The sequence below is a fragment of the Streptomyces sp. 891-h genome (genome assembly GCF_022760275.1).
Classification (GTDB): domain Bacteria; phylum Actinomycetota; class Actinomycetes; order Streptomycetales; family Streptomycetaceae; genus Streptomyces; species Streptomyces spirodelae.
Map to the genome: position 1 here is coordinate 5,020,374 of NZ_CP050693.1, position 23,751 is coordinate 5,044,124.

Annotated in this window: 16 protein-coding genes and 1 pseudogene; 13 read left to right on the forward strand and 4 right to left on the reverse strand. The window is 72.8% G+C overall.

Annotated elements, in window-relative coordinates:
• Positions 1-238: 238 nt before the first annotated feature.
• The 6 genes and pseudogenes from HC362_RS22005 to HC362_RS22030 all read left to right on the forward strand — a co-directional run.
• Positions 239-1,522: pseudogene (locus HC362_RS22005) on the forward strand (GTPase); the annotation flags it as partial.
• Positions 1,523-2,909: 1,387 nt separating this feature from the next.
• The gene (locus HC362_RS22010) at positions 2,910-3,470 is read left to right on the forward strand and encodes a single-stranded DNA-binding protein (protein WP_243085722.1); all 561 of its coding nucleotides are present in this window, start codon (positions 2,910-2,912) and stop codon (positions 3,468-3,470) included.
• A gap of 193 nt (positions 3,471-3,663) precedes the next feature.
• Entirely contained in the window at positions 3,664-5,166 is a 1,503-nt protein-coding gene (locus tag HC362_RS22015) for a thioester domain-containing protein (RefSeq protein ID WP_243085723.1), read from the forward strand.
• 416 nt (positions 5,167-5,582) lie between these two features.
• Positions 5,583-7,247 (forward strand): energy-dependent translational throttle protein EttA, encoded by a 1,665-nt coding sequence (ettA, locus tag HC362_RS22020; protein ID WP_243085724.1) that lies wholly within the window; start codon positions 5,583-5,585, stop codon positions 7,245-7,247.
• Positions 7,248-7,251: 4 nt separating this feature from the next.
• Complete coding sequence (locus tag HC362_RS22025; protein ID WP_243085725.1) at positions 7,252-7,677, forward strand: thioesterase family protein; 426 nt, start codon at positions 7,252-7,254, stop codon at positions 7,675-7,677.
• Positions 7,658-8,332 (forward strand): hypothetical protein, encoded by a 675-nt coding sequence (locus tag HC362_RS22030; RefSeq protein ID WP_209263781.1) that lies wholly within the window; start codon positions 7,658-7,660, stop codon positions 8,330-8,332. The genes HC362_RS22025 and HC362_RS22030 overlap by 20 nt, the downstream gene beginning before the upstream one ends.
• Before the next feature lie 150 nt (positions 8,333-8,482).
• On the opposite strand, the gene HC362_RS22035 is transcribed toward HC362_RS22030, so the two are convergent.
• The 3 genes from HC362_RS22035 to HC362_RS22045 all read right to left on the reverse strand — a co-directional run bounded on the left by HC362_RS22035 (position 8,483) and on the right by HC362_RS22045 (position 10,793).
• Positions 8,483-8,884, reverse strand: coding sequence for a globin (locus HC362_RS22035; protein ID WP_209263782.1), 402 nt, complete (start codon positions 8,882-8,884; stop codon positions 8,483-8,485).
• Positions 8,885-8,994: 110 nt separating this feature from the next.
• Complete coding sequence (locus tag HC362_RS22040) at positions 8,995-10,071, reverse strand: ABC transporter permease (protein ID WP_243085726.1); 1,077 nt, start codon at positions 10,069-10,071, stop codon at positions 8,995-8,997.
• A complete protein-coding gene (locus HC362_RS22045; protein WP_243085727.1) occupies positions 10,068-10,793 on the reverse strand; it encodes an ABC transporter ATP-binding protein in 726 nt (241 codons plus the stop codon). Before HC362_RS22045 ends, HC362_RS22040 begins: the two co-directional genes overlap by 4 nt.
• A gap of 426 nt (positions 10,794-11,219) precedes the next feature.
• On the opposite strand from HC362_RS22045, the gene HC362_RS22050 reads away from it, so the two are divergent.
• From HC362_RS22050 to HC362_RS22080, 7 genes are all read left to right on the forward strand, one after another.
• The gene (locus tag HC362_RS22050) at positions 11,220-12,731 is read left to right on the forward strand and encodes a hypothetical protein (RefSeq protein WP_243085728.1); all 1,512 of its coding nucleotides are present in this window, start codon (positions 11,220-11,222) and stop codon (positions 12,729-12,731) included.
• Between the two features lie 14 nt (positions 12,732-12,745).
• Positions 12,746-13,858, forward strand: coding sequence for a glutamate ABC transporter substrate-binding protein (locus HC362_RS22055; protein ID WP_243085729.1), 1,113 nt, complete (start codon positions 12,746-12,748; stop codon positions 13,856-13,858).
• Positions 13,859-13,925: 67 nt separating this feature from the next.
• Positions 13,926-15,254 (forward strand): hypothetical protein, encoded by a 1,329-nt coding sequence (locus tag HC362_RS22060; RefSeq protein ID WP_243085730.1) that lies wholly within the window; start codon positions 13,926-13,928, stop codon positions 15,252-15,254.
• A gap of 65 nt (positions 15,255-15,319) precedes the next feature.
• Positions 15,320-17,938, forward strand: a complete 2,619-nt coding sequence (locus HC362_RS22065) for a serine/threonine-protein kinase (RefSeq protein ID WP_243088755.1) — start codon at positions 15,320-15,322, stop codon at positions 17,936-17,938.
• Positions 17,939-17,940: 2 nt separating this feature from the next.
• The gene (locus HC362_RS22070) at positions 17,941-19,461 is read left to right on the forward strand and encodes a PP2C family serine/threonine-protein phosphatase (RefSeq protein WP_243085731.1); all 1,521 of its coding nucleotides are present in this window, start codon (positions 17,941-17,943) and stop codon (positions 19,459-19,461) included.
• Positions 19,462-19,612: 151 nt separating this feature from the next.
• Entirely contained in the window at positions 19,613-20,968 is a 1,356-nt protein-coding gene (locus tag HC362_RS22075) for a VWA domain-containing protein (RefSeq protein WP_243085732.1), read from the forward strand.
• Between the two features lie 116 nt (positions 20,969-21,084).
• Positions 21,085-22,554: an FHA domain-containing protein gene (locus tag HC362_RS22080; protein ID WP_243085733.1), complete on the forward strand. Its 1,470-nt coding sequence runs from the start codon at positions 21,085-21,087 to the stop codon at positions 22,552-22,554.
• A gap of 111 nt (positions 22,555-22,665) precedes the next feature.
• Here the strand turns inward: HC362_RS22080 and HC362_RS22085 are convergent, their stop codons facing one another.
• Positions 22,666-23,655 carry a mechanosensitive ion channel family protein gene (locus HC362_RS22085; RefSeq protein WP_243085734.1) on the reverse strand — a complete coding sequence of 330 codons (990 nt, stop codon included), beginning with the start codon at positions 23,653-23,655 and terminating at the stop codon, positions 22,666-22,668.
• Positions 23,656-23,751: the final 96 nt, after the last annotated feature.

Genomic DNA, 23,751 nt, shown 5'->3' on the forward strand with positions numbered 1-23,751 from the left:
TTCGGAGCGAGGAGCGGACCACCCCGGGCCCGGCTTCGCCACCGCCCAGGACGTCGGTCCGGCCGAGCGAACAGAGGCGCGAGGAGGCGAGGCGCAGGAAGGCGAGGCGAAGGGAGCCGCGCGTACTGCCGAAACCACTGCCGAAACCGCTCCCCCCAGGAGCGTCGAACGGGACATCTGCCGCGATCTGCGCAGGGACATCCGCAGAGACCCCCGCTGTGACGCGGGAGAGAACGTGCTGCGGCAGCGACTCGCCGCGCTGAGCGAACTCGTCGGACTGTCCCGCACCAGGCTCGACGCCGAGGTGCTCGCGGAAGCGGGGAAGGTGCTGGACGAGGCGGCGGCCCGCAGAGGGCTGCCCCGCTCCTACACGACGGTCGCTCTGGCGGGTGCGACAGGCAGCGGAAAGTCGTCCCTGTTCAACGCGCTGACAGGGGGACGGCTCTCGGAGGTCGGGATGCGCCGCCCCACCACCGCGGCTCCGGTGGCCTGCACCTGGGAGGCGGGACGGTACAGCGACGGCGGGCCGGACGGGCTGCTCGACAGGCTGGGCATCCCGCAGCACGCACGTCACCGTACGCACGACGGCACACTGAGCGGCCTCATCCTGGTCGACCTTCCCGACCACGACTCCGTCGCACCGGGGCACCGCGAACAGGTCGACAGGATGCTGGAACTGGTCGACGCGGTGGTGTGGGTGGTCGACCCGGAGAAGTACGCCGACGCGCTGCTGCACGAGGGCTATCTGCGCAGTCTCGCCGGACACGCCGAGGTCACGTTCTTCGTCCTCAACCAGACGGACCGGCTCACCCGGGACGCCGTCGACGCGGTCCTGGACGACCTGCGGCGGCTGCTGGACGAGGACGGAATGGCGCTGGGCGAGCACGGCGAGCCGGGCGCGGTCGTCCTGTCCGCCTCGTCCCTCACCCACGAGGGCATCGACGTACTGCGGGAGGAGCTGGGCGAGTTCGTCGCACAGCAGCGCGCCGCAGTCCTGCGGCTGACCGCCGACCTGGACCGTGCCATGGAGCGGCTGCGTCCCGTCTACGTCGAGCCGGGGCCCGGTATCGAGGAGGGACCCATCGGGCTGACGGAGTACGCCCGGGAGGACTTCGAGGACCGCCTCGCCGTCGCCGTGGGCGCGGCCGCCGCCGGGCAGGCCGCCGAACGGGCGTGGCTGCGCCAGGCCGAGCACTCTTCCGGCATCCCCTGGGTGCGTGCACTGCGCTGGTACGCCTCCAGGCCGACCCAGGAGCGGGAACCCGCCGAGCCGTCCCCGGAGCAGGAGAAGGACGAGCCGTCACAGGCCGCTGCCGGGGAGCGGACGGAGGCCGCCGACGCCCGGCCTTCGGCCCGCCGTGGAACGCTGCAGCAGCCTCTGGCCGCCCGGCCGGTGGTGGCGCAGGCCGTACGGGAGCTCGCGGACGCGGCGGCGAGCGGGCTCCCCGCCCCCTGGGCGCGCACCGTACGGGAGTCGGCGCGGCGCGGCGCCGCCGGGCTGCCCGAGGTGCTGGACGAGGTCATGGAGGCGTGCGCCTCCGGTCCTGATGCGGCGCGGACGGCGGCCATCACGGCGTCGATGACGGACGTCGCCCTGGGGATGGACGCCGCCTCGCCGTCGAGGACCGCCGCGTCCGCGTCCGCGGCCGCAGCCACGGCAGGTGTGCCGAGCGTGCCCAGCCAGCAGCCCTCTGCCGAAGCATCGGCCGGCTGGAGCGGCGGTCACGAGCGGCGGGCGGACGGCGCCGCCGTCCCCGGGCCGGGGGGTGCGCTGTCGGAGGCGGGCGCCGGGGCGCCGGGCGCCTCCGAGACGGCGTCGGCGAACGTAGCGGACCAGGCGCCGTACAGCAGCGGGGCCGGCGCGGACCCTGGTGCGGGCGCGGGCGCGGGCTTGGGCACGGGCGAGCACGCGGAGGCGAGTGCGGAGGGGGGCGCGCACGGGAGCGCGGGCGCGGGCAGGCGTGTCGGCGGGGCACTGGCCCGGGTGCCGCGCCCGACCTGGCACACCGCGGCTCTCGCCGGCCAGTGGCTGCTGTTCGCCCTCCAGGCGGTGGGAGCCGTCTGGGCGGTGGTGGTCGTGGTCCTCGCAGGCGGAGTCGACCGAACCGTGCTGCTGCCCGGAGCGTTCTTCCTGACAGCCACCCTGGCGGGTCCTGTGCTCGCGTGGGCGTGCCGCAGAGCCGCGCGTGGCCCCGCGCGGACGTACGGGCTGGAGGAAGAGCGCAGGCTGCGCCAGCTGGCCGCGTGCTGCGGCCGGACCCGGGTGCTGGAGCCGGTGGCCGCCGAACTGCTGCGGTACCGGCAGGTGCGCGAGCAGTACGCGGTCGCGGCCGGCGCGGTGGGCACCGCCGTGCCGGAGCAGCCGGTGGACGGCGGCGGAACCGTGGGAGCGGCAGGGGCTGCGGCCGCCGCGGGGACTGCGGGAGTCGCCGAAGTCGCCGAGGCCGTCAGCGCGCTGGATGCCGCGGCCGCGGCCGTCGCGGCTGCCGCGGGCGACCTGGTCGCTGGGGGCGCGGGCACCGCGGGCACGGCTGGCTCCGTGGGCACGGCCGGGACGGCGAGTGGGACGGGCACGGCAGCCGGGGTGACGGGTGGTGCGGGCGCGGGCGCGGCGGGCGCAGGCATCACAGGAGTCACAGAGGCCGCAGGGGCCACTGGAGTCACAGGCCCGACGGGTGCCGTCGCGGAGACGGGCGCGGTGCGGGTCGCCGGGGACGCGGGCGGCGCGCCGGTGCACTCCGGGAACGACTCACCCACAGGAGTGACCGAGTTGTGCACAACCTCCGAGTAATCCACAGCTGAGAATTTCTTCCCCCACGCCCTCGCTTCCGCCCCCACTCTGGAATCCGCACGGGACACCGAGGCGGTGTCCCGAGGCAGCAACCGGCTGCGGCCCGGGGGAGGTCCGGATGAACGAGACGTATGTGACGGTGACGGGAAACGTGGCGACGAAGGTCGACCACTGGACATCACCGTCGGGGGTGCCCGTCGCCAGGTTCCGGCTGGCCAGCACCGTCCGGCGGTTCGACAAGCACAGGGATTGCTGGACCGACGCGTCCACCAGCTTCTACACCGTGTGGGCCTGGCGGGGGCTGGCCACCAATGTGGCCTCCTCCGTGGCGCGCGGCGAACCGGTGGTCGTCAGGGGGCAGTTGCGGATCGTGGAGGACGAACGGGAGGGGAGGCGGTATCTGACGGCGGATCTGATGGCCTCGACGGTCGGCCACGACCTGGCGCGCGGAACTTCCGCCTTCGTACGCGTCTCCAGGGCGAACCCGGAGCTGACCCGGGGTCCGGCACCGGCTTGGCCGCCGGTCGACACGGTCGGGCCGCCCCCGTTCGGGGCGCCCGGCGACGAGCCGGCCGTCTCGCCGCGCGGGGCGCTGGCCGGGGCGCCGGTCGAGGTGCCCCAAGGGGAGGCGGAAGAGGGAGTGGAAGGAGGCGTTCCAGCTCAGCGCGGTGCGTCTTGATCGTCCCGGTCCGCCGGATTCGGCGATAACGATTGCGAGTCGGAATGTGTGGCCACCGTGAATCCTGGGGATTGCGCGCCGTTCCCCTCCTTACGATCCCACCCGTATTGACCAGGGGGTTCAGAGCTTTGCGGTGGACCAGCGGTACGTGGGCGACGCGGCCGGGGGGAGGTTCTGCCAAGAGGGGAAGACCATGACTTCTGTACGCGCGCGGGCGGTCCGCCGTCTCACCGTTGTCGCGGCGGCCACCGGGCTGTGTGCGACCGGCGTGGCGGGGAGCGGCGGGCCGGCGGCCGCGGCCGATGCGACGACGCGGTCTGCCGCCGCGCCCGCCGCCCAAGGAGCGTTCGCCGGGGCCATATCCGAGCAGCGCAGCGGAGCGATGGCCACGCTCAACGGCCTTCGGACCAGCGACCAGGCGGTCGTCACCGTGGGAGGGGAGAAGCAGAAGGTCGGCGCCGGGCTGTTCGAGATGTCCGTCGACGGGGGCGGCACGCTGCAGACCTACGGGCTCGACGCGCTCAACCCGATACGAGAGCAGTCGCGTTACGCGGAAGGGGAGTGGAAGTCCTCGTCGCTGTCGGGCAACCGCAACGCCGGGAAGATCCGCTGGATAGTGGAGCACTCCTATCCGCGGCGCAACGACCTCCAGGCGCTGGCGAAGTCAGCGGGTGCCAAGCGGCTCACGCCGCAGACGGCCGCTGCCGGAACGCAGGTCGCCATCTGGAGGTTCGCCGAGAACGGGGCACGGGGGGCTGCGGGGGGAGGGGGGAGGGGGGAGGGCCCCCCGAAGCGCCCCCTCATCACCGCCGCCGACCCCTCCGCCCAGAAGCTCGCCGCCTACCTGGTGAAGAAGGCCCGCTCCATGCGCGAGCCGGGGCCGTCGCTCACGTTCGACAAGGCCGAGGTCTCCGGCAAGAGCGGCGAGCGCCCAGGACCTGTGACCGTCCGCACCAGGGCCGCCGCGGTGAGCGTGGCCCCCGGGCCGCGCGCCGCCTCCCGGGGGGTACGGATCGTCGACGGGAAGGGCAAGCGGGTCCGCACCGCCCACAACGGGACGAAGCTCTATTTCGACCTGCCCGAGGGGGTCGATGCCGGGAGTGCCTCGCTGACCGCGCAGACGGCCACCAAGGTGCCGGTGGGCCGCGTGCTGACCGGCGCGGGGGAGCGCGGCCGGGGGCAGGCCCAGATCGTCGCCGGGTCGAGCCAGTCCACTGTCTCCGCGACCGCCGCCGTCAACTGGGCCGCACACGGACCCTTGCTCGCCACCACCGCTTCGGAGAACTGCGACGGGTCCGGGGTGGACATCACCGTCGTCAACAGCGGTGACGCCGCCTTCCCGCTGCGCGTCGGCAAGCAGCGGGAGGACATCGCGGAGGGCAAGCGCGGGACGGTGACGGTGCCGGTGGCCGAGGACCAGCCGTACCGGATTCCGGTGCGCGGGCCCAACGGGTACGCGAAGACGTTCAGCGGTGTCCTGGACTGCACGACGTCCGCAGCCGGGGGCGGGATCACCCAGCAGAAGGCGGCCGCGACGGTGGAGCGGCCCGCGACGGTCGGCGGGGGTGCCGCCGCGGCGGGGACGGGCGACCTGGCCGAGACGGGCGGTGGCGGGACCCGGCTGTTGACGGCCCTGGCGATCGGTCTCCTCGCGGTGGGGGTGACCACCCTCCGTATCCTGCGCCGCCGCCACTGACGGCGGCGGCCCGCCCTGTCCCGCCGCGTGTGACGGGTGTACGGCGGAAGCCGGGTGACGAGGCTACGACGGCATGTGACGGACTGCTGCTCCGAGCCGCGTCCGTCACCGCTTCCCCGCCGTCTCCAGCGCAGCCCCCGAGCCGCCTCCGCGCACCCCCGAGCCGCCTCCGACTACCCTCGAGTCGTCCCCGCACAACCCGGGAGCGGTTCGCAGGCCCCTCCCGACACCGGCCCCGGTGGCCGTTCCCGGTCCCCGGCCCAGATGCGGTTTCCGGGGCGGGGCCCCGGTGCGGCAAGATGGGGTGCGTATGCCTTACGTGGTGCGGCCGCACTTCAACCCGCGGCGCGCTGCCGCATGACGACCCGCGCGGCCTGGCCGCGTACGACTACCTACAGATTGCCGGACGGTTCCTCTTGGCTGAGTACATCTACACCATGCGCAAGGCGCGCAAGGCGCACGGCGACAAGGTGATCCTCGACGACGTCACCTTGAGCTTCCTGCCCGGCGCGAAGATCGGTGTCGTGGGCCCCAACGGCGCGGGCAAGTCCACCGTGCTCAAGATCATGGCGGGTCTTGAGCAGCCCTCCAACGGTGACGCCATGCTCTCGCCGGGTTACAGCGTGGGCATCCTGCTGCAGGAGCCGCCGCTGGACGAGTCCAAGACGGTGCTGGAGAACGTCCAGGACGGTGTCGCGGAGACGAAGCAGCAGCTCGACCGGTTCAACGAGATCGCCGAGCAGATGGCGACCGAGTACACCGACGAGCTGATGGAGGAGATGGGCAAGCTCCAGGAGAAGCTCGACCACGCGAACGCCTGGGACCTGGACGCGCAGCTGGAGCAGGCCATGGACGCGCTGGGCTGCCCGCCCGGCGACTGGCCGGTCACCAACCTCTCCGGTGGTGAGAAGCGCCGCGTCGCGCTGTGCAAGCTGCTGCTTGAGCAGCCCGACCTGCTGCTGCTGGACGAGCCGACCAACCACCTGGACGCCGAGTCGGTGCAGTGGCTGGAGCAGCACCTGGCGAAGTACCCGGGCACCGTGGTGGCCATCACCCACGACCGGTACTTCCTGGACAACGTGGCCGGCTGGATCATGGAGCTGGACCGCGGCCGGGCCATCGGCTACGAGGGCAACTACTCCACCTACCTGGAGAAGAAGCAGGCCCGCCTCAAGGTCGAGGGGCAGAAGGACGCCAAGCGCCAGAAGCGCCTCAAGGAGGAGCTGGAGTGGGTCCGCTCCAACGCCAAGGGGCGGCAGGCCAAGTCCCGCGCCCGGCTGACCCGCTACGAGGAGATGGCGGCCGAGGCGGAGAAGACGCGGAAGCTGGACTTCGAGGAGATCCAGATCCCGCCGGGGCCGCGGCTGGGCAACGTCGTGGTGGAGGTCGAGAACCTGCACAAGGCGTTCGGTGACAAGGTGCTCATCGACGACCTGTCCTTCTCGCTGCCGCGCAACGGCATCGTCGGCGTGATCGGGCCGAACGGTGCGGGCAAGACCACCCTGTTCAAGATGATCCAGGGGCTGGAGGAGGCCGACTCGGGCACCATCAAGGTGGGCGACACGGTCAAGATCTCCTACGTGGACCAGACCCGCGCCAACATCGACCCGAAGAAGACGCTGTGGGCGGTCGTCTCCGACGAGCTGGACTACATCAACGTCGGCCAGGTCGAGATGCCCTCGCGCGCCTACGTGAGCGCGTTCGGCTTCAAGGGCCCGGACCAGCAGAAGCCCGCCGGTGTGCTCTCCGGCGGTGAGCGCAACCGGCTGAACCTGGCGCTCACCCTCAAGCAGGGCGGCAACCTGCTGCTGCTCGACGAGCCGACCAACGACCTGGACGTGGAGACGCTCTCCTCGCTGGAGAACGCGCTGCTCGACTTCCCGGGCTGTGCCGTCGTCGTCTCCCACGACCGCTGGTTCCTGGACCGGGTGGCCACCCACATCCTCGCCTACGAGGGCGAGAGCAAGTGGTTCTGGTTCGAGGGCAACTTCGAGTCGTACGAGAAGAACAAGATCGAGCGGCTGGGTCCGGACGCGGCGCGTCCGCACCGGGCGACGTACAAGAAGCTCACCCGGAGCTGAGCGGGTGCGGCACAGCTACCGGTGCCCGCTGCGCTGGTCGGACATGGACGCCTTCGGGCACGTCAACAACGCGGTCTACCTCCGGTATCTGGAGGAGGCCCGGATCGATTTCCTGACCCGGGCCGCGCGTGGGACGGACCCGGAGGCGTTCACCGGCGGCACCGTCGTCGCCCGGCACGAGATCGACTATCTGCGGCAGCTCGTCCACCAGGCCGACCCGGTGACGGTGCAGCTGTGGGTGGAGAAGCTGACCGCCGCTTCGGTCACGTTCGGCTATGAGATCAAGGACGAGGCGGCCGAGTCGGGCCCGTATGTGCGGGCGCGGACGGTCGTGGTTCCGTACAACCTGAAGGAGGGCCATCTGCGGCGGTTGTCGGCGGCCGAGCGCTCCTTCCTGGAGGGCTATTTCGATGACAGCCACAGCGGCTGACCGGCTCGTCTTCGCCGACCCGGGGGAGGCGGCGGGGCTGGCCGCCTTCCTGGAGCGGCTGGTGCGCTGGGAGAAGAACGCCGCCGTGCGCATCCAGGCGGGCGGCGGCGTGGCCGCGGTGTTCGCCAAACCCGCCCGGTTCGAGGTGCTCGCCGTGCGGACGGGCAGGCTGCTGGAGCCGGTCGAACTGGATGTGACGGTGGCGGCCGGTGAACTGCTGGAACTGGTCGAGGAGGAGCGGGAGGCCGTCGGCGTGCCGAAGGCCGTGACCGGGCCGTCCTGGGCGGGCGTGCTGCCGCCGCGCGGCGGCTGGCAGGAGTTCGCCCGGGTACCGGTGGACGCGGTGGGCTCGGTGGCTGCCGCCGCCGTCGGCGAGTTCCGCGAACGGGCCGAGAAGCTGCCGCCCGAGCGGCGCGGCAGGCAGACGCTGGACGCGCTCGCCGAGGAGATCTGGTCCCGTCCGCTGGGGCGTACGCGGCTGCCGTTGCGGGCCGCGCACGCGGCGCACGCGCTCGGCTTTCTGCGCGGCACGGAGCCCGCGGTGCTGCTGGAGTCCGGCGCCTGGCTGCGGCTGCGGACGGCGTACGGCTCGGTGGCCGTACGGCGCCGTGAGCGCCCGGGTGCGGGCGGCGGCCTGAGCGTCACTCCGGTGTGAGGGCGTCCGGGGCGTCGCGCATGGACCTGGGCGCCTGACTTACGCGGCGCAGAGGCGTTCCGACGGGCCGGTCTCCGGTGGGGGCCGGCCCGTCGGCTCGTTCGCTCAGGCGCCCCGTCGCTCAGGCGGGCTGCTCGGCCGCCCGGGCGCTCAGTCCGCCGAGTTGATCAGCGATCCGGCCGCGTAGACGAGGTACTTCCACAGCTGGGCCTCGAGGTGCTCGGGCAGCTCCAGGCTGTCGACGGCGTCGCGCATGTGCCGCAGCCAGGCGTCGTGCGCCGCCTGGTCGACCTTGAACGGCGCGTGCCGCATCCGCAGCCGGGGGTGCCCCCTCGCGTCGCTGTAGGTGCGGGGGCCGCCCCAGTACTGCATCAGGAAGAGCGTCAGCCGCTCCTCTGCGGGGCCCAGGTCCTCCTCCGGGTACATGGGCCGCAGCAGAGGGTCCTCGGCGACGCCCTGGTAGAAGCGGTGCACCAGACGTCGAAAAGTCTCCTCGCCGCCGACCTGCTCGTAGAAGGTCTGCGTCTCCAGACTGCCGCGCGGAATCTCCATCACCCGTCCATGGTCGCAGACGGGGCGGGCGAGGTCTGTGGTCCTAGGACCACCACCCGGGGTGGCCCTGGGACGAGCCCACAGCCACCCCGCCCTCTCCGGACCGACCGCTACGCCGCGTCCCAGCGGAACAGCCGGGAGGCGATCAGCGTCAGTACGGCGGCGAACAGCAGCAGGCCGCCCATCACGGGCAGTGCAGCGCCCCAGCTCTCGCCGCGGCTGAGGACGTCCTGCATCGCCTGGGAGAGGTGTTTCAGCGGCAGGAACTCGCTGACCGTGCGCACCCATTGCGGTGCGCTGTCCAGCGGGAAGAAGGCGCCGGAGAGGAAGGCCATGGGCAGGATGACGATCTGCGCCAGCCCGTTGGCGGCCTCCTCCGTCTTGGCGAACGAGCCGACCAGCAGCCCTATGGACATGAACGCCAGGGTTCCGCAGGCGACCAGCGGCAGACACAGCCACCAGTGGCCGGTCAGCTTCAGCCCGTAGTACGGGAGTGAGGCGACCGTCAGGAAGATCGCGGTCTGCGCGAAGGCGGTGATCAGGTTGACGCCGATGCGGGCGCCCACGACTGCGCGCGCGTTGATCGGGGCGAGCCACAGGCGGCGCAGGATGCGCTTCCTGCGCCAGCTGACGAGATTGAAGGCGGAGCCGAAGACGCCGCCCATCGCCACCGCCCAGCCCAGCAGCCCGGGGGTGAGGAACTGGATCGGTTTGGTGCTCTCGTCCTCCACGCTGCCCGAGTGCATCGCGAAGGCGGGCGGCTGACCGGTGGCACGCTGGTTGGCCTGCTGGACGATGCTGTCGAGCAGCCCCTGCACGGTGCCCGAGCGCACCTGGTCGGCGGCGGAGTAGCGCAGTTGGACCTTGCCGTCGCGCTGGAAGACGGCGGCGTCCGCGTCGCCCTTGCGTACCTTTTCCAGCGCCTCCTTGCGGGCCGCCGCCGAGCCGTCGGTCTTCTCGACCTCGAGGACGTCCCGCAGCCCCGCGCGCTCCTTGTCCGGCATGTCGTCGAGCACCTTGACGGCGCCGACCTGCACGATCTCGGACTTGCCGACCCCCTGGTCCTTGAACAGGGCGCCGAAGAGCATCAGGAACATCAGCGGAAAGATCATCGTGAAGAACACTGCCGCGCGGTCGCGGGCCAGGCCGCGCGCCATCGCCAGCGACAGGCTGAGAAAGGCTTTCACTCGCGGTACTCCCGCCCCGTCAGCTGGAGGAAGACGTCCTCCAGGGTGTCGACTCCCAGTTCCTCCACGAGCGCGCGGGGCGGTCCCACCCGCAGTACCCGGCCGTTGTCCATGACGGCCACCCGGTCGCACAGGGTCTCGGCCTCGTCCATGTAGTGCGTGGTGAGCACTACCGTGCGGCCTTCGGCGTTGATGCGGCGCAGCAGGTCCCACAGGTTGCGCCGGGCCTGCGGATCAAGACCGGTGGTCGGTTCGTCCAGGAAGACCAGTTCCGGATCGTGCACCAGGGCGCAGGCGATGGACAGCCGTTGCGCCTGGCCGCCGGAGAGCTTGTCCTCCCGCGTGTGGGCCTTTTCGGTCAGTCCGACGGTCTCCAGCATCTCGTCGGCGCGGGACTCGTCGAGTCCGTAGAGCGCGGCGAAGGTACGTATCTGCTCACGGGCGGTCAGCCGCTCGAAGAACGCGGAGGCCTGCAGTTGGACGCCTATGCGGTGCAGCAGCGCCGGGTCGCGCGGCCAGGAGGGGTGTCCCAGCAGGTGTGCTGTTCCCTCGTCGGGCTCGCGCAGCCCTTCCAGGATCTCCATGGTGGTGGTCTTGCCGGCACCGTTCGGGCCGAGGATGCCGTAGAACTCGCCGCGCCGTACTTCGAGGGAGACACCGTCGACGGCCTGCGTCTCCCCGTAGCGCTTGCGCAGCCCGTCGGCTGTGATCGCGTTGGACATGCGCGGAGAGTAGCGGCTGAATCCGATATTCCGGTCTCACGTGACCATCTGTTCGGTCTCGCATGACCATCAGTGGGGGCCCGGGCAGGAAACGTCACCGTACGGACACGCTGCGGCACCGTACAGGCCGCCCTGGGGACCGGCCTGGGAACCGTCGCTCCCGCCCCAGGCGTGAGGGAGGACAGGAGAACAGTCGGCTCGACAGCCGCACGGCAAGCCGGACATTTGGTCGCGATCGGAACAAGATCCCGGTCAAGCCCCTGTGGGCGGCGGCCGCGACGGCCATACTGCTGGCCTGGGCACCACACCACCGGGGCGGCCTGTCGCCCGCGGACCCGGGCAGGGGAGCCGGGGGCCGCACGGAAGGGAGCGGGAAGAGCGCACCGGCCAGGTGTCTGCCAGCGACCGAGGGGGAGGGCTCCAGCCGTGACACAGCCGCCGACCGCGCCACCGACCCCACCACCCGTCCCGGCGGTGCCGCCGGACGGGCCCGGTGAGGGCACCGCCCCGGTCGCCGCCGGGAGCACGGCCCCCGAGCCCGACGAGGCCGCTCTCGGCGCCTCCGGCCCTCCGCGCCGTACGGCGTGGTCCGAGGGCGTACAGCGAGTGCGTACGGCCGCGACCACCGAGCCCGGGCGGCTGCGCGCCATCGGCGCCGTACTGGCCGCGCTCCTGGTGCTGTTCGGTGCCGTCTCGGCGTGGCAGGTCTCCGAGCGGGTCACCGCGGCCGACGCCGTGGTCGAACACAGCCAGCCGCTGAGCGCGGACGCGGCGCACATCTACCGCTCGCTGGCCGACGCAGACACCTCCGCCTCCAGCGGCTTCCTCGCGGGCGGCGACGAGCCCCGCTCCGAGCGGCGCCGCTACGAGAAGGACATCCGCGAGGCGTCCGAACTGCTCGCCGAAGCGGCCGCCAACTCCGGGGGCTCGCCCACGGCGCGGCGGCAGATCGCGATCCTCAACCGCGGCCTGCCGGTCTACACCGGACTGGTGGAGTCCGCACGCGCCGACAACCGGCAGGGACTCCCGCTGGGCGGCGCCTATCTGCGCTACGCCAACGAGAAGATGCGCGGCGAACTGCTGCCGGCGGCCCGCAAGCTGTACACGGCGGAGACCAGGCGGCTGGGCGGCGACCTGGACGACGCCAGGAGCCGGCCGCTGCTCGCCGTCGGCTGCGGTGTGGTGGCGCTCGCCGCGCTCGGCTGGGCGCAGCGCCGCAACTACCGCCGCACCAACCGGGTCTTCAACCGCGGGCTGCTCGGCGCCACGGCCGCGGCGCTGGCGCTGCTGGTGTGGCTGACGGCGGGGCACGTGGGGGCGCGCTCCGGGCTGAGCGAGTCGGAAGCCACCGGCGCCCGCTCCTTGCAGGCTCTCAACGAGGCGCGGATAGGCACCCTCCAGGCGCGCGGCGACGAGAACATGACGCTGGTGGCGCGCGGCGGCGGCGCGGCGTACGAGGAGAGCTACCGGAAGCAGATGGCGAAGGTCGCGGGCAACAGCGCATCCAGCGACAAGGGTGGTGGCAAGGACGGCGAAAAGGGCGGCGACCATGGCGGCGACAAACGCGGCGGCCTGCTGGCGGACGCCCACGAGGTGGCGGACGACCGTACGGGCCGCAGCGCGGTGGAGGACGCCCAGCGCGCCGTCCGCACCTGGCAGCAGCGGCACAAGCAGGCGCGCGCCGAGGACGACGGGGGCGACTACGAGGACGCGGTGGACCGCGTGATCGGCGCCGAGAACAGTACGCGCGAGAGCTTCGACGCGGTGGACGACAGCCTCAGCAGGGCAACGGCGCACGAGCAGCGGCAGTTCGAGAAGGCCGCGGATGCCGGACGTGACTGGTTCGACGGACTGGTGGCCGGAGCGCTGGCGCTGGCCGTGCTGGGCGCCGCCGCCGCTGTGCTGGGCATCGGGCGCAGGCTCGCGGAGTACCGGTGAGGAGGGGGAAGGTCATGACGGAGCGGGACTTCGCGCGGGACAGTGCGGACGAGCGGAGCCGGGACAGGGGCCCGGACCGGGGTCGGAGCCGGGGCCGCTGGCCGCGCCGCAAGCCGTGGGCCGTCGCCGCGGGCGGCCTGGCGGTGACGGCCGCGGTACTCGTCCAAACGGTGCCGCACACCGGCCCGACCGGTACCACGGGCACCGCGGCGCATGAAGTGGCGCGGGGCGGTACCGGCGCGGCGCCGGCCAGGCCCGCTTCCGCCTCCGTGCCGGGGGCCGAGCCCGAGCCGGAGAAGTGCGAGGACGGGCACAACCCGGCCGAGAGTCTCAAGCCGTCGGGTGCCTCGGGCGACGCGGTCAAGCGCATCAAGAAGAAGGGCAAACTGGTCGTCGGCGTCGACCAGAACAGCTATCTGTGGGGCTATCGCGATCCGGCAACCGGCAAGATCGAGGGCTTCGACATCGATCTGGTGAAGGCCATCGCCCGCGATCTGCTCGGCGGGGCGGGACCCGACAAGATCACCTACCGGACCATCCCCACCGACCAGCGCATCCCCGCGATCCGCGGCGGCGATGTGGACATGGTCGTACGGACGATGACGATCAACTGTGAGCGCCTCGGCCAGGTCGCCTTCTCCACGGCGTACTTCCAGGCGGGACAGCAGTTGGTCGTGCCGAAGAAACGGGCCCGCGTCAAGGGCTTCGACAGCAGCATGCGCGGGAAACGTGTGTGCTACTCGTCCGGTTCCACGGCGGAGGAGATGATGAAGTCCCCCCGGTACGCGGCCCTGGGCGCCAAGCCCGTCGTGGTGCCCAGCCAACTCGACTGCCTGGTGCGTCTCCAGCTCGGGGAGGCCGACGCCACGGTCACCGACAGCGCGCTGGGCGCGGGACTGGCCGCTCAGGACCCCTCCGTCGAACTCATCGGGGAGCCGGAGACGGTGGAGCCCTACGGCATCGCGATGAACCTGGAGGACAAGGATCTCGTCCGCAGGGTCAACAAGGTTCTGGAGGACTACCGCAAGGAGAAGTGGAAGTCTGCCTACGACCGCTGGCTGGCCGACGACATGATGGGTACGGAAGGAAAGAAGCCCGCACCGCCCAAACCGCTCTACCGTGACTGAACCGGTTGCCGTGGTCGTGTTGCCGATGTACCGGTCCGTGAGTACGAGTCGAACAGCGAGGTGATCGATGGGGCCCGCGGGTGCCGCCGGAGAGGTGATGAGCCGGGAGGAGACCGACCGCGTGCTGGAGCGGCTGGAGGCCGAGCACGAGGCGGTCGAATCCTCCCTGCTGGCGCTCCAGGACCACGCCGGACGCAGGCTGCTGGAGGGAGCGCAGCTCGCCGGGACGACAGCGCACCGCTGGGCACGGGCCGAGGCGGCCATCACCGCGCTGTGGAACGGGTTCGAGTTCTACTCGCGCACCCTGCACCAGGCCCGCGAGCTGCGGGCCCGCCGCCGCTGGCCCAGCCGCGACGACCTGGTGGAGCTGACCCGGCTGCTGCGCGGCACCCTCACCGTGCCCGGCGGGGCGCTGCCGGGTACCCCGGGCGCGAGCCTCACCGAAACCCCCAGGCTCGCCGAGGAGATGACGCTGAGCCGGCTCGTCGAGCGGATGAACGAGTGGTACGCGCAGGCCCTCGACGTGGTGGCGGCGGCCGACTCCGTGTGGTCGGCGCTTCCGGCGCGTATCGACCTGCTCGCCGCCGAACTGGGCCGCGTACGCTCCCTGGCGCACTCGGTGGGCGTGCGCCCCGGCGAGCACCCGGCCGCCGACGACCTGGAACGCACCACGGCCGAACTCAAGGCCCTGCGCGAGGAGGTGCTCAAGGACCCGCTCGCCTTCTGGACCCCGACCGGAGGCAGCGGCGCACCGGGCGGCGGCAGACCCGACACCACCCGCTACGACAGTGCGGCGCGCGCCCTGGAGGAGGTGCGGCGCGAGATCGACGCCGTGCTCGCCGTGCGGCAGGACGCCGAGACCCGGCTGATGAGACTGCGCGACCTGCTCACCCGCGCCGACCGCACCCTCGCCGAGGCCCGTGCGGCGCGCGGCGAGGTGCTGGCGAAGATCGCCGCCTCGGAGGTGCCCGCCGTCAGCGGCCCGCCCACCGTGCTGCAGGAACAGCTCGCAACGGCCGCCGAGTACCGCAGGCACGCACAGTGGCACCGGCTCTCCCCGCTGCTGGAGAGCCTGGAGGAGCGCGCCGAGGACGAACTGGAGCGCGCACGCGCCCAGCTGACGGCCGTCACCGCACCACTGGCCGTCCGCGCGGAACTGCGCGGCCGTCTGGACGCGTACAAAGCCAAGGTGGCACAGAACGGCCTGGCCGAGGACCGCCTCCTGATCGAGCGCTACGACGTGGCACGCCGGATGCTGTGGAGCGCGCCCTGCGACCTGCGGGCCGCGGAGGACGCCGTACTGCGCTACCAGGCGGCGGCACAGGAGGCACTCCGGCAGCGGCAGCGGGACGCTCAGGACGCCGCCGGCGGAGCGATGAACATGGGGGCAGAGTGAGCGAGCAGTCGAGCGAGCAGAACCGGCCGTGCCAGCGGCCGCAGTGCGAGGGCGTCTACGAGGACATGGGAGCGGGCGAGCTGTACTGCAACACCTGCGGACTCGCGCCCGTGGTGGCACCCGGTGGCGTACTGGGCTCGGCACCGACCGGCATGACCAGCCCGGGGCGCGAGGGCCGCTCCTCGGGCTCCGCGCGCTCCGGCTCCTCCTCACGGGCCTCCTCCCGCTCCTCGGGGCGCTCCCACTCCTCCCGCCGCTCCGTCTCCGGGCGGCTCTCCCGCTCGCTGTCCGGCCGCAGCACCGAACGCTCGGTCTCCGTCCGCAGCGGCCGCTCCTCCGCCAAGAGCTCGTCCCGGGGCAGGCTGGGCGCCGGCCTGGTGCAGATCCCCCTGGTGCCCAAACCGGACCCGGCAGGCGTCGTACTGGAGAACCCCGAGGTCCCCGAGCGCAAGCGGTTCTGCAGCAACAGCGACTGCGGCGCGCCCGTCGGCCGCGCACGCAGTGGCAGGCCGGGCCGCACGGAGGGGTTCTGCACCCAGTGCGGCCACCCCTACTCGTTCGTGCCCAAGCTGCGCCCCGGCGACATCGTGCACGGCCAGTACGAGGTGGCCGGCTGTCTGGCGCACGGCGGCCTGGGCTGGGTCTATCTGGCCGTCGACCGTGCCGTCTCCGACCGGTGGGTCGTCCTCAAGGGCCTGCTGGACACCGGCGACCAGGACGCGATGGCCGCCGCGATCGCCGAGCGGCGCTTCCTGGCCCAGATCGAGCACGCCAACATCGTGCGCATCTACAACTTCGTCGAACACCTCGACCAGCGCACCGGGAGCCTCGACGGCTACATCGTCATGGAGTACGTCGGCGGCAGCTCCCTCAAACAGATCGCCAACGGTCGCCGCACCCCCGAAGGGAAGCGCGACCCGCTCCCGGTCGAGCAGGCGTGCGCCTACGGCATCGAGGCGCTGGAGGCCCTCGGACATCTGCACAGCCGCAATCTGCTCTACTGCGACTTCAAGGTCGACAACGCGATACAGCAGGGCGACCAGCTCAAGCTGATCGACCTGGGCGCGGTGCGCCGGGTGGACGACGACGACAGCGCCATCTACGGCACCGTGGGCTACCAGGCCCCGGAGGTCGCGGAGGAGGGCCCCTCGGTCGCCTCCGACCTGTACACCGTGGCGCGGACCCTGGCCGTCCTCACCTTCGACTTCCAGGGCTACACCAACGTGTACGTCGACAGCCTGCCCAACCCGGAGAACATCGAGGTCTTCCAGCGGTACGAGTCCTTCTACCGGCTCCTGGTGCGCGCGACCGACCCCGACCCGGGGCGCAGGTTCGCCTCGGCGCAGGAGATGTCCGACCAACTGCTGGGCGTGCTGCGCGAGGTGGTGGCCCTGCAGACCGGAAAGCCGCGCCCCGCGCTGTCCACCCTCTTCGGGCCCGAAGCGCGGGTCGTGGACAGCGAACTGTTCGCGCAGCACTCCGGTCGGGCCTCGCTGCTGGGAGCGCGGGACCCCGGCGTGAAGAAACGTCGCACCGCCAAGGAGCCGGCTGCGCTACAGGCCCGGCCCGCGTCCGCCACGGCGTCCGCCACAGCGACGGCCACGGTCACGGCCAAGCCCGCGCCGCTCGCCTCGTTCCCCGCCCCGGCCAACGGCGCCCCGGACGGCACCCCGCCCGCCGCCGCGACGGGCGGCATCGCGCTGGCGCCGCTCCGGACGCGGCCGACGGCGCTGGCGCTGCCCGTACCGCGCGTCGATCCCACCGACCCCAACGCCGGTCTCCTGGCCGGGCTGATGGCCTCCTCACCCGCCGACCTGCTCACCGCGCTGGAGGGGGCGCCGCACGAGTCCCTGGAGCTGCGACTGCGCAAGCTGCGCGCGCTCCTGGAGCAGGGGGAGGGTCTGGAGGGCGCGGGGGCGGCCCTCGACGCGCTGGAAGCCCTGGAGGCGCGTCACGCCGACGACTGGCGCGTGGTCTGGTACCGCGGCCTGGCGTCCTTGGTGACGGGTGACCGGGAGAGTGCCGCGCTGTCCTTCGACGCGGTCTACGACGCCTTCCCCGGCGAGGCCGCGCCCAAGCTCGCCCTGGGCGTCTGCGCCGAGCTGCTCGGCCAGTTGGACAACGCGGCCGAGTACTTCCGGCTGGTGTGGACGGCCGACCCGTCGTATGTGAGTGCCGCGTTCGGCCTGGCGCGGGTGCGGCTCGCCACGGGCGACAGGGAAGGCGCCGTACAGGTGCTGGAGTCCGTGCCGGAGGCGTCCATCCACTACACCGCGGCCCGGGTGGCGGCGGTACGGGCACGCCTGCGGCAGCGCTCACCGCACGAGCCGCTGCTGGAGGACCTCCAGGCGGCGGCGCGGCAGGTGGCCGAGCTGGAACACGTCGGACTGGACGCGGTCCGCCGCCACGAGCTGACCTGCGAGGTGCTCGGCTGCGCACTCGACTGGCTGCTGTGCCAGGCTGTCCCCGCCCGGGGGGCCGCCCCCGGGCCCGCGCCTGCGGGAGCGCCGGGGGCACCACCCGGTGCCGGGGTACGGCTGTTGGACAGTCCGCTCACCGAGGAGGGGCTGCGCTTCGGCCTGGAGCGCTCCTACCGGCTGCTCGCCCGGCTCGCGCAGAGCGGAACCGAGAGGATCGAACTGGTGGAACGGGCCAACCGTCTCCGCCCCCGGACGTGGGTGTGACCATGCCTCAGCTGCACCAACTCTCCGCCTGCCCGAGCTGCGCGGAACCGCTCGAGGAGGGTGACCGCTTCTGCGGCGCGTGCGGCGCGGATCTCGAATCCGCTGCCGCCGCTGCCGCCGCACAGGGCCGTGCGGGGCACGGCGACGCGCCGCCCGCCCCGCGCACTCCCACCCTCCCCGACGGTCTCCCGGCGGCAGGCCCGGCCGGGCCGGGGTATCCGCCCCCGCCTCCGTCGCCACCCCCCGCGGCCCCGCCGACGGCCGCGCCCGCGTCCGCGCAGGCGCCCACGGAGGCCGAGCCCGACTACGCGCTGCCGCCCGCCGCGGAACAGCCCGGGACACCGCCGCTGCCGGGCACCCCGGCACCGCTGGACGTACCTCCGCCGCCACCCGCGGCCCCGGCGCCGCCTGAAGCCCCGGCGCCGCACGCAGGGCCGGTGCCGCCCGAGGCCTCGGCTCCCACCGGTCCCGATCCCCGCACCGGCACCGACTCGCCCACCGGTCCCGACCCGCGCACCGTCCTGGACGAGCCCGGCGGGGCCTCCGCAGCCGGGAGCGTCCAAGCGGCGGCAGGCGGCGGGGGAATGGCAGGCGACAGCGGAACGGCCGACGAGCCGTCCGGTCCCGTCTGTGTGGCCTGCGGCACCGGGACCATCGACAGCGACGGCTACTGCGAGCACTGCGGTCACAAACAGCCCCGGGACCGCGACCACATGGAGCGCGCGCTGGACACCGTCGCAGCGGCCAGCGACCGCGGGCTGCGGCACCACCGCAACGAGGACTTCTTCGCCATCGCGGAGACCACCACGTCGCAGGGCACCCCCGCCACCTTCGCCGTCATCTGCGACGGTGTCTCCTCGGCCACCCGCCCCGACGAGGCGTCAGCGGCGGCCGCCGAGGCCGCCAGTACCTCGCTGTGCCAGGCGCTGCCACAGGGCCGCCACCCGCAACAGGCGATGCACGAGGCGCTGGTGGCGGCCTCCGACGCGGTCAACGCACTGGCGGCCGACGCGCCTGTCGAGCCGTCCAAGAACGCGCCGGCCTGCACCGTGGTGGGCGCGCTGAGCGCGGACGGCATCCTGACCGTCGGCTGGATCGGGGACAGCCGGGCCTACTGGGTGCCCGACGACCGTTCGGCGCCTCCCGCGCGGCTGACCGAGGACGACTCCTGGGCGGCGCAGATGGTCGCGGCGGGGCTGATGAGCGAGACGGAGGCGTACGCCGACCCCCGTGCGCACGCCATCACCGGCTGGCTGGGTGCGGACGCCTACGAGATCGACCCGCACACCGCCTCGTTCAAGCCCGACCAGCCGGGCGTCGTGGTGGTGTGCACGGACGGACTGTGGAACTACGCCGAGTCCGCCGAGGAGATGGCCGCCGCGGTGCCGCCCGACGCGCTCACCCGGCCGCTGCAGTCGGCGCAGCACTTGGTCGGCTACGCGCTGGACGGCGGCGGGCACGACAACGTAACGGTGGCGGTGGTGCCGTTCCCGCTGCCGCCGGGAGGGGCAGGATCGGCCTGAGTCGAGCACGCCGCGGGGGGCCTTGGGACACCGCAGGACGGGTGCCGGGGACGACGAGAACGCTGTCCGGGGGGAAGGGCCGCGAGAACCACCGCACCTCCACCCGCCCCTTTGTCTACTTGTCGCTGTAGAGCAAACAGGAGCGGAACAGATGGCCAACTTCTCCAAGTCCCATGCGCCGCGCTTCTCGGTGGACGTCTACCAGAACGAGTACCTGCCCGAGGGCGCGCAAGAGGTCAACGCCATCGTCACCGTCACCGCCACGGGCGGCGGCACCACAGGCGGCATGCCGCTGCCGGTGACGGACCCGGCGCAGGTCCGGTCGCAGGACGGTCCGAACGCCGCGGTGGTCATCATGGTCGACTGCTCCGGCTCGATGGACTATCCGCCCACCAAGATGCGCAACGCCCGGGACGCCACAGCGGCGGCCGTCGACACCCTCAGGGACGGCGTCTGCTTCGCCGTCGTGGCCGGCACCCACAAGGCCAGGGAAGTCTTCCCCGGCAACGGTGCGCTGGCCGTCGCCGACCCCACCACACGCGCCCAGGCCAAGGACGCGCTGCGCGGACTGTCCGCCGGCGGCGGCACCGCCATCGGCACCTGGCTGCGCCTGGCCGACCAGCTGCTGAGCTCGGCCGACGTCCCCATCCGGCACGGGATTCTGCTCACCGACGGGCGCAACGAGCACGAGGAGCCCCAGCAGTTGCGCGACGCGCTGGACGCCTGCGCCGGCCGCTTCACCTGTGACGCACGGGGAGTGGGCACCGACTGGGAGGTCAAGGAGGTCACCTCGATCGCCTCCGCGCTGTTGGGCAGCGCCGACATCGTGGCCGATCCGGGCGGACTGGCGGCGGACTTCACACAGATGATGGAGAACGCCATGGGCAAGGAGGTCGCCGATGTGGCGCTGCGGCTGTGGACCCCGCAGGGCTCCCGGATCAAGTTCGTCAAGCAGGTGGCGCCCACGGTCGAGGAGTTGACGGACCGCCGTACGGAGGCCGGGCCGCGCGCCGGTGACTACCCGACAGGGTCATGGGGCGACGAGTCCCGCGACTACCACGTCTGTGTGGAGGTGCCGGCCGCCGAGGTCGGCCGGGAGATGCTCGCGGCGCGGGTCTCGCTGATCCGCCCGGCGCCCGGCGGCGGCACTCCGGACACCCTCGGACAGGGGCTCGTGCGGGCGGTGTGGACGGACGACATGGTCGCCACGACTTCCATCAACCCGCAGGTCGCGCACTACACGGGGCAGGCCGAACTGGCCCAGGCCATCCAGACGGGCCTCGATCTCCGGAAGGCGGGGGACGAAGCGGGCGCAACGGCCAAACTGGGGCGAGCCGTACAGTTGGCGAACGCCTCGGGGAACGCGGATACTGCGAAACTGCTTTCGAAGGTGGTCGACGTGGTGGATGCCGCGACGGGTACTGTTCGACTGAAGGCGAAGGTCGCCGAGGCCGATGAGATGACGCTGGAGACGCGGTCCACCAAGACGGTCCGGGTGAAGCGCTAGCCGCACCGGTCGCGGTGGCCCGTAACGAACTTCACAGCCCACACAGCCCGCACAACCGGCACGATCCGTACCACCAGGTACCGAAGAGCAGGAGCACGGAGGGGGAGGCACTCACCATGCCGACTTGCCCGAACGGCCACCAGTCTGCGGCCGACGACTGGTGCGAGGTCTGCGGTCACCGCATGACCGGCGCGCCGGCGTCGCCCGCTGGTGCCGTACCGCCGCCCCCTCAGCCGGCCGCACCCGGCGGCTACGGCTATCCGGGCCCGCCGGGGCCGCCCCAGCCCCCCGGACCTGGACAGCACCCGCAGCAGCCCGGCCCCGGACAGCCACCCGGCCCCGGACAGCAGCCGGGCCAGGGACAGCAGCCCGGCCAGGGGCCGGGCCACGGTTACGGCTACCCGGGGCCCGACGCGGGCCCGCCCGAGCTGTGCCCCCAGTGCCGGACGCCCCGCGAGTCCCAGGCGCCCTTCTGCGAGGAGTGCCGCTACAACTTCCTGACCCACTCGCCGACCAACTACGTACCCCCGGGCCAGCAGCCCCAGCCGGGCGCCCCGGGCTTCCCGCCTCCAGGGCCCGGCGGTCCGGCCGGTCCCGGCGGCCCCGCTGCGGGCCCCGGCGGTCCCGGCCCGTTCGACGGCCAGGGCGCGGGCGCCCCCGGAGGGTTCCCCGGTCAGGAGCGGCCCTACCCCGCCGGGCCCGATGCCGCGCCGTACGGCGGGCCGCCCGCGCCGCAGGCGCCGCCCGCCAGCGGTGACTGGGAGCTCTCCCCGCCGGGCCCTGCCGAGCACCAGCAGATGGCGGGTCCGCCCGCACCACCGCAGGCGCCGGACGGGCCTCCCGGCCCGCCCCCGCCGCCCGGTATGGGCGCGCCCCCGGCACCTGGCGTCCCGTCCCAGCCCGCCCCCGCGGGGCCGGGCCACCAGCCGGGCGAGCCCCAGCCGGGACCGTCCCAGCCGGGCCAGGACTACGGCCAGCAGCAGCCCGCTCCGCCCGACTACGGCCAACAGCACCCCGCTTCGCCGGACTACGGCCAGCAGCAGCCGGCCCCGCCGGACTACGGCCAGCAGCCGGCCCCGCCGGACTACGGCCGGCAGCCGGGCCCACCGCCCGGGCAAGGGCAGGGCCACGGCCAGGGACAGGACTACGCCCGACAGGACCCCGGCGCACCGCAGAGCGGTGGGGCGTGGACGGCGATGATCGCGCCGGACCGGGAGTACTTCGCGGCGATGATGCAGCGCAGCGGCCCCGAGGCGGCGGCGCTGAACCTTCCCGCGTACTCCCCCGAACAGCAGCTGCCGCTCACCGGGCCGCAGATCACCATCGGCCGCCGCCGTGCTTCCACCGGTGAGGCCCCGGACATCGACCTGGGCCGCCCCCCGGAGGACCCGGGCGTCTCGCACCAGCACGCGGTGCTGGTGCAGCAGCCGGACGGCAGCTGGTCGGTCGTCGACCAGGACTCGACCAACGGCACCACCATCAACGGTGCCGAGGACCCGATCCAGCCGTTCGTACCCGTCCCCCTCAAGGAGGGCGACCGGGTCCACGTGGGCGCCTGGACGACGATCACGCTGGTGCGCCGGTAGTCACCGGCCGGGCGGCGCGTGGGCGTGCTGTGAGGCACGCCCACGCGGCCCAGCGACGGTGACCGGGACGGGCGTGGCCGTGGCGGAGCCGCAAGGGCCCGCCGCCCCGGCCTACTTCTCCAGCGAGGGCGCCTGGGGCCGCACGGCCTGCAGTGCGAGGGACGGTTCGTCCACGATCGGGATGCCGCGCTCGTCCAGCGCCTTCTTGATGCGCCAGCGCAGCTCCCGCTCGACGGGCAGGTTCTTCTCGGGCATGGTCTTGACCGACACCCGCAGGGCCATGGAGTCCAGCGTCACTTCGTCCAGACCGAGCACCTGGACGGGCTCCCACAGGACCTCGTCCCAGGGGCTCTCCTTGCCCATCTCCTCGCCCACGGCGAGGATGGCGGCCCGGACCTCCTCCAGGTCCTCCTCGGTGCGCACCCTCACGTCGAGGGAGGCCATCGACCAGCCCTGGCTGAGGTTCCCGATGCGCTTGATCTCGCCGTTGCGCAGGTACCAGATCTCGCCGCCGTCGCCGCGCAGCTGCGTCACCCGCAGGCCGATCTCCAGGACGACGCCCGACACCTCTCCGGCGTCCACCCGGTCGCCGACCCCGTACTGGTCCTCCAGAAGCATGAACATACCCGCCAGTACGTCCTTCACCAGGTCGCGCGCGCCGAAGCCGAGTGCTACGCCCGCGACGCCGGCGCTGGCCAGCAGCGGGGCGAGATTGATGCCCAGCCCGGAGAGCACCGTCATCGCGGCGGTGCCCATGATCACGAACGAGGCCACGCTGCGCAGGATGGAGCCGATCGCCGCGGAGCGCTGTCTGCGCCGCTCCCCGCTGACCAGCAGTCCGCGCAGCGCGTTGCCGCTGTCGGCGATCTCGGCCCTGCGGTTCATCCGCGTTATCAGCTGGGTGATCGCGCGCCGGATGAGGTAGCGCAGCACCACGGCGACGACGCAGACGAAGACGATGCGTACACCCGTGGCCAGCCAGTCCGACCAGTTCTCCTGCACCCATCCGGCAGCTTCTCCCGCGCTGTCCTGGGCGTCCTCCAGGGACCTCGGCGGCTGGGGGCCGTCGGGTGAGGGGGATGCGCTGAGCAGCCAGTACACAGGTCGACCTTCCGTGCGAGACACATCCGCAAGGCACCCGTTTGAATGCCAGGACCACACTAACGGCGCAATGACTTCACATTTGGTGCTCCAGAG

What these genes read in the sequence shown, in the direction of transcription:
- HC362_RS22060 (WP_243085730.1), top strand. Translation starts at nt 13,926, where the DNA reads ATGGGGCCCGCGGGTGCCGCCGGAGAGGTGATGAGCCGGGAGGAGACC.
- HC362_RS22015 (WP_243085723.1), top strand. Translation starts at nt 3,664, where the DNA reads ATGACTTCTGTACGCGCGCGGGCGGTCCGCCGTCTCACCGTTGTCGCG.
- HC362_RS22070 (WP_243085731.1), top strand. Translation starts at nt 17,941, where the DNA reads ATGCCTCAGCTGCACCAACTCTCCGCCTGCCCGAGCTGCGCGGAACCG.
- HC362_RS22075 (WP_243085732.1), top strand. Translation starts at nt 19,613, where the DNA reads ATGGCCAACTTCTCCAAGTCCCATGCGCCGCGCTTCTCGGTGGACGTC.
- HC362_RS22030 (WP_209263781.1), top strand. Translation starts at nt 7,658, where the DNA reads ATGACAGCCACAGCGGCTGACCGGCTCGTCTTCGCCGACCCGGGGGAG.
- HC362_RS22010 (WP_243085722.1), top strand. Translation starts at nt 2,910, where the DNA reads ATGAACGAGACGTATGTGACGGTGACGGGAAACGTGGCGACGAAGGTC.
- HC362_RS22080 (WP_243085733.1), top strand. Translation starts at nt 21,085, where the DNA reads ATGCCGACTTGCCCGAACGGCCACCAGTCTGCGGCCGACGACTGGTGC.
- HC362_RS22045 (WP_243085727.1), bottom strand. Translation starts at nt 10,793, where the DNA reads ATGTCCAACGCGATCACAGCCGACGGGCTGCGCAAGCGCTACGGGGAG.
- HC362_RS22055 (WP_243085729.1), top strand. Translation starts at nt 12,746, where the DNA reads ATGACGGAGCGGGACTTCGCGCGGGACAGTGCGGACGAGCGGAGCCGG.
- HC362_RS22065 (WP_243088755.1), top strand. Translation starts at nt 15,320, where the DNA reads ATGGGAGCGGGCGAGCTGTACTGCAACACCTGCGGACTCGCGCCCGTG.
- HC362_RS22035 (WP_209263782.1), bottom strand. Translation starts at nt 8,884, where the DNA reads ATGGAGATTCCGCGCGGCAGTCTGGAGACGCAGACCTTCTACGAGCAG.